At 44.2% G+C, this 9,679-nt stretch carries 2 protein-coding genes; both read left to right on the forward strand.

Translation table 11 applies throughout. The annotated features are described in order from the left end of the window. Nucleotides 1-12: 12 nt before the first annotated feature. A complete protein-coding gene (aroB, locus tag OEV42_20500; GenBank protein MDH3976651.1) occupies nt 13-783 on the forward strand; it encodes a 3-dehydroquinate synthase in 771 nt (256 codons plus the stop codon). Between the two features lie 38 nt (nt 784-821). After that, on the forward strand, nt 822-9,679 hold an 8,858-nt coding region (locus OEV42_20505; GenBank protein ID MDH3976652.1), incomplete at its 3' end, for an FG-GAP-like repeat-containing protein.

Raw genomic sequence — 9,679 nt, forward strand, 5'->3', positions numbered from 1 at the left:
TATTCCCCTCTTATCGCATTGGGAGGCGGTGTTGTTGGCGATATCACGGGCTTTGTAGCTGCGACCTATTTGAGAGGTGTCCCTTTTGTTCAAGTTCCTACTACCCTGCTTGCTCAGGTTGATTCCAGTGTCGGTGGTAAAACTGCGGTAAATCATCGCAGAGGTAAAAATTTAATTGGCGCATTTTATCAACCGCTTTTTGTCTTTATTGATTTAAGTACTTTGAAAACATTAGACCCGAGAGAGTTAAGAGCGGGTATGTCTGAAGTTGTGAAATATGGCGTAATTCGCAGTGAACAGTTTTTTTCCTGCCTGGAAAAGAATGCAGAGAAGATCTTGTCACTGGATATGGTTATTTTGGAAAAAATTGTGAAAGAATCATGTCAGATCAAGGCTGAGGTAGTACATAGCGATGAAAGAGAGTCAGGTTACAGAGCAATTTTAAACTTTGGACATACCTTTGGACATGCCGTTGAATCAGTGACGGAGTATAAAAAATACAGGCATGGAGAGGCCGTTGCTATAGGCATGCTATTTGCAGCACAACTATCGTATAAGATGGGAAAATGTAGTGACGGGGTATTCACTCGTATCGCTGCTCTATTATCGAGGCTGAATTTACCTCAACAAATTGATGATCAACTGGACAGGAAGTATCTCGATGCCATGATGCTCGATAAAAAGGTTATAGGCGGTAATATAAGGTTTGTATTTCCCATAACAATTGGTCAGGTAACAATTGATGAAGTAAACCTAGATGATTGCGAGACTGCACTGAAATGATGAATAAATTCGGCTCGCCCAAATGCAGTGGAGGACATATGAAAACTTTACATAGAGTGTATATGAACACTTTTCATAGAGGGTTGTGGCTGAAGACCTTTTTACTGTCTGCGCTGGTTTTTGTGTTGATTGCCATGCCCAAAATATCCAGTGCGGATATTTTGTGGACATCTGTAGGTGGTGTTGGCAGTGATGTGGGTGTTACTTTTAAAAAAGTAGTCCATGCGGATGTTAACGATGATGGTAGAATGGACCTGGTAGGATCAAGTTCTGATGGAATTTATGTATGGCTTCAAGAACTGCAATGGATTTGTCCTGTGGAAAAATGGACATGGGGTTTGAGCAGCAGTGCAGTTACGGTTACAACGGGTCTTCAGTTTGATTCGCTGGATGTAGGAGATTTGGATAACGATGGAGATTTGGATATCGTTGCTGGTGATAGTACGGGCAATGGTTTTAGAATATTTATAGGTGATGGAACAGGTCTGAGCTGGGTTCCCGGCGCTCTTGTAGATGACACTAGATCCTATCACTCCATAAAAATTGTTGATGTTAATAATGATGGTAAAGCCGATATTTTTGGCGCGGAAATGAATTCATGGCAGGGAAGAACATGGCTTGGTGATGGTGTTGGTGGCTTTGCTCAGGAAACAACGAACAAACCTGTGACTGGTAATACACCAAAATCTCTGGCCTTTTATGATTTAAACAAAGATGGCCGATTGGATTTTCTTGCAACTAATTATCAAGTCGGTATGGATAACGGGGATATCGTCTATTATTCAAGAAGGTCAGCAAATGATGGATGGACAGAGGAAACAGGGCCAATAACCGGACGAGGCAACTGGCATTCACTTGTGGTTGCTGATTTAAATAGAGATGGTTATGGTGATGTTGTTGCAGCGACGGGACAATCCGATGGTGATAATACCAGCGGAGAAAAAGCAGGGGTCTATGTCTGGTACGGCACATCCTCAGGAGGATGGAGAGAAGCTTCAAGTCATCCGGCAACTATAGAGCATACCTATCTGAGTGTAAAAGTTACTGACCTCGATAATGATGGTTATCTTGATATCGTTGCGGCCCGGATTGGTGGTGGTATCCTGGTATGGCTCGGTTCAATGGAAGAAGTCTGGACGGCAAGTACAAGTCCGGACAGTAACGGTGTTTACGATGATATAACATTGTTTGATTATGATAATGATGGAAACCTGGATATTGCCGGCGTTTCTGGCGGCTCGATTTTAATCAGGCGACAAAATGGCGGAGTAGATGAAATAGGCTGGAAGGACTTTCTCTATCCTACGGGCTCAGGTGGTTTCCAGGGAATTGCCTCAGGGGACCTTAACAATGATGGAAACCCGGATGTTGTAGCGGCAAGTAATAGTCAAGGTGTTAGAGTCTGGTATGGTGATGGTGATCATTCGTGGAGGAAAGCTTTCGCCGTTTATAGTGGCTATAATGGCGCCGGTAACGGAACGCTTGACGTTGCTAATATAGAAACAAATGATTCTCTAACACTTACCGAGAGTTGGACAGCCAAAGTGATAACGGCTAATGGAAATACGCCTACTTTTGAGATTACCCATGGAGGAGTTACAGAAAGTGCACCATACACCTTGCCGGGGACTTATACGGAACCTGATACGGGTGTAAGCTTTGTCATATACGATGGCAGTGATGACTTTCAGGTCAATGATACCTTCACTTTTAGAACGACTGCAACGGGCATCACCGACAGTGGGAAATACTATGGCGTTGCCGTTGAGGACTTCAATAATGATAGCAACCTGGATGTTGCTGCTGCCAGTAATGGTGGTGGAGGGATTGATATTTGGTATGGAAATGGCGCAGGCGAATGGTCTGCTCCTGAAAATATCGGCATTGGCAGTTACTATTACATTGCTACCGGTGATATTGACCATGACGGTGATAAAGATATTGTAGCAGGCAGCGATGGGCAGGTAAGTGTCTGGCAAAATGACAATGCAACGGGATTTTTAACGGCTCTCGAAAATAAGATTGGCGATAGCACGGCATATTCCGGTGTTGCTCTGGGAGATATTGATAATGACGGCAACCTTGATGTTGCTGCATCGAGTCAGGACGGCCACAGAGTTCATGTCTGGACAGGTGATGGTACAGGCAGCTTTGCAAGTCTTTATGGTGTTGATAATCGATCTCATACCGGTCCGAGAGACCCGCTGGTTGGGTTGTTGGGAATGACATATGAGTATGACGGCGTTGCACTGGATGATTTTAACAGGGATGGTAATCTGGATATTGTTGCCGGTAATAGTGGTGACCATGGACTTCACGTCTGGTTTGGTGATGGTGGTGGTAGAGTCGGGACCCCTGAAAGGGATGGTGTTATTAACTGGAGACTATCTTATGCTACGCCGGCAGCAACCGGCTGCCAGCATCCCGGCGTTGGTTATCTTTCATCACAGCCGCATGCCAGCGTTATTGAGAAATATCGCGGTGATTGGGGGCTTGATGCTATATTATTTACCGGCGCACCAACTGTTAGAGTAGGTGCAGATACTGTTGATTATGGAACAACTACCGCTGATTGGACTTTAACAAGCCAGGCAAGGACAGCTCAGGCTCCGTGGGACTTTAATGTAGAGACGACTGATGGGGGCGCTGAAAACACAGGTGCCTATGCCTATACTTTTGCACCCACTGCCAGCTCAACGGTTCCTGTTTTTACCGGATTAGGAAATGGTACATTTGATTTTATCTCTACGACTCCCGGTTTGACAGTAAGTGAAACATGGACTATTACCGTTACCGCTAATGGCGGTACTAATAATCCTATATTTACGGTAGTGCATGGTGGTTCGGCAGAGTTCCATAATTATTCCATAATCCCGGGCCTTGATTATTATGAACCTGATACCGGTGTTACTTTTAGAATAAGTGATGGTGCCATTGATTATGAACTAAATGATCAATGGACATTTGATACTATAGCAGGAGGTGCGTACAGCAGTCCTCCCAATTATACAGGAGATGCAACTCTTCCGAATGTAAGTTTCCGTTTTAATGCGTATACTACGGGGTTCGGAGGGTATTCAGGATGGAATGCAGGCGTCTTTGACAGAGCCTCACCACCTCATAAGGAAAATGTTTATTTTAGTACCTATTCTCCGGGAGTAACTACTTATGGCACCTATTATGGTGTTGATACAGGTGATTTTAACAATGATGGTTATCCGGATATAGTAGCCGCCAATAAGGGTAATGGTGGGGTTCAGCTCTGGATTAATGGTGGTGAAAGTGTCTGGCTAAGAAGCAAATCGGATTCAAATCCTATTTCAGAGGTTTGGACTGAGGCGCCATCTCCCATTACTTTTGGTAATTATATTGGTGTTGTCGTACTGGATTTTAATAAAGATGGTTTACCTGATATTGCCTCGGCCCATGATATTACCAGTGGTGTCGGAACGGAGGTTTGGTTAAATACTCAAGATCCCTTTCCACCGACAGTTGATGTAACTTCTCTTGTGCCTGCCGTTGGTGAAATTGATGTTGTTCCATCAATTTCAATAAATGTTACATTTTCTGAGGATATAGATCCTCTTACGCTTAGAAACGAGGATGCTGAAGGAGGTACTTCGCCTCATGCAGGCTCTACTATATCTGTTTATGGCAGCAAGAGCAAATATCATAGGGGAGCTATCTTCTATGATAATTTAACATTTACGGTTACATTTATTCCTGATCTCCAATTTAGTTCGGAAGAGATAGTTACCGTGAGCCTGGGTGGCTATATTCGTGACATTGCCGGAAACAGGCTCGATGGAAATGAAGATGGAATCAGTGGTGATGGTTATATTTGGTCCTTCACTATCAAAGATACCATGGAACCAAAACCGCCGACCTCTCTCACCGGTATTGCCGGAGAATCTCTGGTTTCCCTCAGTTGGGTTCCACCTACTAAGAACGAAGACGGATCGGACTTATTGGACCTGGCCGGCTATAACGTTTATAAAAATATTTCGTCACCGGTTTCTGAGTATCCTCCTGCGCCTGAAAATAGCTCATTAATACCTGTTGGTACTGAAACATTTACAGTCACAGGATTAACAAATGTTGACACCTACAATTTTATAGTAAGAGCTGTTGACTTTGCAGGTAATGAAAGCATTAATTCAAATGAAATTAGCTTGTCTCCTCAATTGGACACTATTCCACCTGCGCCACCAACGGGATTGACCTCAATTGATGGTGACAGCAGGGTTGATCTGTCCTGGATTGCGCCTACATTGAATAATAATAGTTCTACCATGATCGACCTTGCGGGTTATTGGATTTACAGGTCGGAGAATGAGACCAGCTTTAAATCAAATTATACAAATGGAAATACTGTTTTTGTCAATAGTACCTCCGGTTTATCTATTGGTGATGTTCTCATATTGGGTCCAAATGGTTCTGCTCAATCTGAAATCGTTACAATAACAAATATTGGTGTTGCTGATGATATAACGGTATCTCCTGCAACTCCGAACCTCAAGTATGATTATTTGGCAAGTGATCCAATTTATGGCCCTGTTGCCATTATAAATGCACCGCTTTTACCCGTTGGTACGGAGAATTACACGGACTTAACCGTAACTAATGGTTTAACCTATTACTATGCCGTTATCGCTGAGGATTCGGTTACTAATAAAAATCAAAGTGATCCCTCTAACGTTATAGTTTCTAATCCTGATACGGATAATGTGGCGCCGGCGGCGCCGGCGATAATTTCTGCCAGTGGTGCGGATAATGCAATCTTACTGAACTGGTCTTCAAACTTTTTGAACGAAGATGCTTCACCGACATTGGATTTTCAATCCTATAACATTTATCGAAACAATGTTACTTTTGCAAGTTACTCCACATATAATATCCTTTCCTCAGGTGCAACCTTGGTTAAAACAATAAATGATATTAACACGCTAACATGGGAAGATACGGTAGCTAATGGCTTACAGTACGGAGTGACCTATTATTACAGAATTACAGGGCAGGATATTTATGGCAATGAATCTGAAGTTCCTTCAAATGAATTAAGTGCAGCACCCGTTAACCCTGTGGCTGTAATTATGCTTTCTGCAAGTGACTATGTAATTCCTGCAGATGGTATTGCGACGTCCACTATTACAGCTTTTGTTAATAACGTTAATAGTAACCCTGTTGTTGATGGAACGGTCATTGACTTTTCTGTTGCATGCAGTTCAATTGACTGCGGAACATTATCAGATACAACGGCAACAACAACCAATGGTCAGGCTATTATCACAATTACTTCGGGAGCGGTGAGAACGAATACGGTAACAGTGACGGGTACGTCAGGTTTAACGACTGGCAACCTGACAATGTCTTATAAGCCCGGACCACCGTCATCAGGCATTTTATCGGCTTCACCAATTGCGATTGCCGCTGATGGGGTCTCTTCTGCTTCACTGTCCGTAGTAATAAGCGACAGTGCAGGTGATCCTGTAAAAGATGGACTGCAGGTTCAGTTTACTACTGATCTCGGCACTTTCCCAAATACTTTCCAAACAAGTGATATCGTATTGACTGCTAATGGTTTAGCAACGATAGATTTGACTTCAGGTTTAGTATCGGGTTCTCCTAATATTAATGCTCAAGTTGGATCCTTAAACATATCGGGATCTCCTGTCCAATTTACTAACAAACCTGCCTTTATTAATATGTCGGCAGTACCGACGACTATAGCGGCTGATGGTGTTTCAACCAGTACCGTCACAGCTATAGTCAGAGATTCTGTAAATGCCCCTATTCCTGATGGATTGATAATTGACTTTAGTACAACTGGTGGGACCTTGGGTTCTTATACCTCTTCCATTAGCGGTGGTAACGGAAGGGCAACAGTTACATTAACTTCCGATGCAAGCAATGGAACAGGAACCGTTACAGCCAGCTGGATAGACCAGACAACGCTTCCTTTTGATGTTATTAGTGGTACTGTAACTGTTAACTTTTTGTCAGGTGATCCTGCAAGCCTATTGCTAAGCTCAGATAAGGTCAATATCGCTGCAGATGGTGTTCAATTTGGAATACTAAGTGCGGAAGTTCGCGATAGTAACGGCTTTCTGGTCAATGATGGGAATTTTGTTAACTTTTCTTCCGATGTAGCGTTTGTAAATATTTCTGCTATCGATCAAGGCAGCGGTGATGGTGCCACTGTAAATGGAATTGCCAAAGCAGCTGTTTGGTCTTCAACAAAAGGTACGGCTTTAATTACAGCTTATCCTGTAATCGGTAGTGGAAGTGGTAATATTAATGTCAATTTTATTGAACCGCCTTCACAGTTGGTTGTTTATACGGATGTGCCAAAGATTCCGGCTGATGGAGTAAGTAGCGCTACCATAACGGCTTACGTACAAGACAAGTATGGAAATCCGATTCAGGATCTGACTTTTGTCAATTTTTCAACATCAGCGGGCACTATTTTATCTACACCGGTTGCGACCTCCGGGGGAATTGCAACGACTTCTATTGTCTCAGAGACAACCGTTACGACGAATGTCACAATAACTGCAACATCTGAAGGTGTTTCAGGGAATAGTGCTATTGATTTTTCACCGGGGGCACCCGCTATTATAACATTAAGCAGCGATCCTTTAGCTATAGCAGGGAACGGGACCAGCAAAGCTTTATTAACAGCTGTTATTACAGATAGCCTTGGTAATCCCGTTAAAGATGGTCTCAATGTAACTTTCAAAGCATATAGCTCTGATAATAGTGTTCCTACCGATTCTTATGGAACCTTCCCTAATGGTACGGAAACAAGTCAGTTAATCCAGACAGTTGGAGGAGAAGCGAGTATTGATTTTACTTCCGGTACGGCAGTCACAGGTAAACCTCAAATTCATGTCATCGTAGGTGATCAGGACTACGCTGCTCAGCCGCTTGAGATAACGGCTATGCCGGCCTTTATCAATGTTACAGGTGTCCCCTCAACAATAGCGGCTGATGGTGTGACTACCAGTACAATAACGGCAACGGTAACCGATGGAGTCAGTTTCTTACCGGACGGTCTGGTCATCAATTTTGCGACAACGGGGGGAACGCTCGATACGCCGACGGGAGTCATCAGTGGTGGTACGGGTGAGGCAACGGTAACCTTGACTTCTGAGGCGAGTAATGGCACAGGTGACGTAAGTGCAAGCTGGAGTGACGGCTTTACAACCATTACGAGTAATATATTTACGGTGACTTTCCTTTCCAGTGATCCTGATAGCCTGGTGCTAACAGCTGACGAGACTATTGTTTCATCAGGTGGTACTACTATAATCAGGGCAGTTGTGAGGGATGTGGAGAACAACCTGGTTAATGATGGTCAAGTTGTTAATTTTAGCTGGGATGGGGGATTTGCGAATCTTTCTACAGTAGATTTAGGCAGTGGTAAAGGTGCAACTGTTGGAGGTGAAGCTATAGCTGTGCTTAGCTCATCCAATGTGGGAACTACGACGGTCTCGGCCATTCCTGCCGTGGGAAGTGGAAGTGGCAGTGTTGATGTAACCTTTGTAGAGCCCGCTTCTCAGATAACGATTTATTCTAACTCCGTGGCAATTCCTGCTGACGGATTTAGTCAGGCAACAATAAATGCTTACCTGCAGGACCAGTATGGTAATCCTGTCACTGATGGAATTTTTGTAAACTTCTCAACAAGTGACGGTACTTTTGCGGCAACGGGGAACAGGCAAGGCGGCGCGACGACAGTAGGCGGCATAGCGTCAATTGATCTGCAAGCAACCACAGTTGCTACCCTTGGTGTTACTGTAAGCGCCTGGAGTGATGGTGTCGGTCCCGTCACCTTAAACATGGATTTCAACCCCGGCCCTCCAGCCGTCGGCTTTACTAACATGAGCAGTTCACCCGCCGGTATCGTAGCCAATGGCTTCAGTACTGCCAGCATTACGGCTTATGTAAGAGATTTAGATGGTGACTTTGTGAAAGACGGTATGTATGCCACCTTCTTTACTGATCTGGGTACTTTCCCCAATGGGGCTCAGGTGAGTGATCTTATTAGCACCGTTAATGGCAAGGCCAGTGTTGATTTAACTTCAGGGAGTACGGCCGGCACACCAAATATAAGAATAGTAATCGGTTCGGTAGATAAAACGCAAACACCACTGGAGATAACACCCGTTCCGGCTTTTATCAATATTACTGCCGATCCCAACACTATTCCTGCTAACGGTGTAGACTCAACGACAATCACTGCAAGGGTTACCGATATATTGACGAACTCTATACCTGATGGTTTGGTAATCGAATTTGCAACTACAGGTGGAATACTAAGTTCAACTACAGGAGTAATCAGTGGCGGCGCCGGAGAAGCTACGATTACCCTGACGTCAGAGACAAGCAATGGTTTGGGTGATATCAGTGCCAGCTGGAGTGATGGTTTTACTACCATTACGAGTAATATCTTTACTGTGGCATTTCTGTCAGGGTATCCGGCCAGTGTCGAATTAACTGCTGATCAGTCGATCGTATCATCAGGCAGCAGTACTATCTTAAGAGCTGTTTTGCGAGATGGCGCCGGTAATTATGTAAATGATGGCAGTGCTGTGTTTTTTACCTGGGATGCTGGTTTTGCCAATTTATCAGCAGTTGATATAGGCAGTGGAACAGGCGCTACTGTTGGAGGTGAAGCCATTGCCGTCCTGAGTTCTTCCGGACTGGGGACAACGACAGTGACAGCCGCCCCTGTTTTAGGGACAGGCGACAATAGTGTAGATGTGACCTTTGTAACACCCGCTAGTCAGTTAACGGTAATCCCGACGTCCTATGCGATCCCTGCCGATGGTTCCAGCACGACGGTGATCAGTGGTTATTTGCAGGATACAAACAGTAATCCGGCAGCAGATGG

This window comes from Deltaproteobacteria bacterium, assembly GCA_029860075.1.
In the GTDB taxonomy this organism is placed as follows: Bacteria; Desulfobacterota; JADFVX01; order JADFVX01; family JADFVX01; genus JAOUBX01.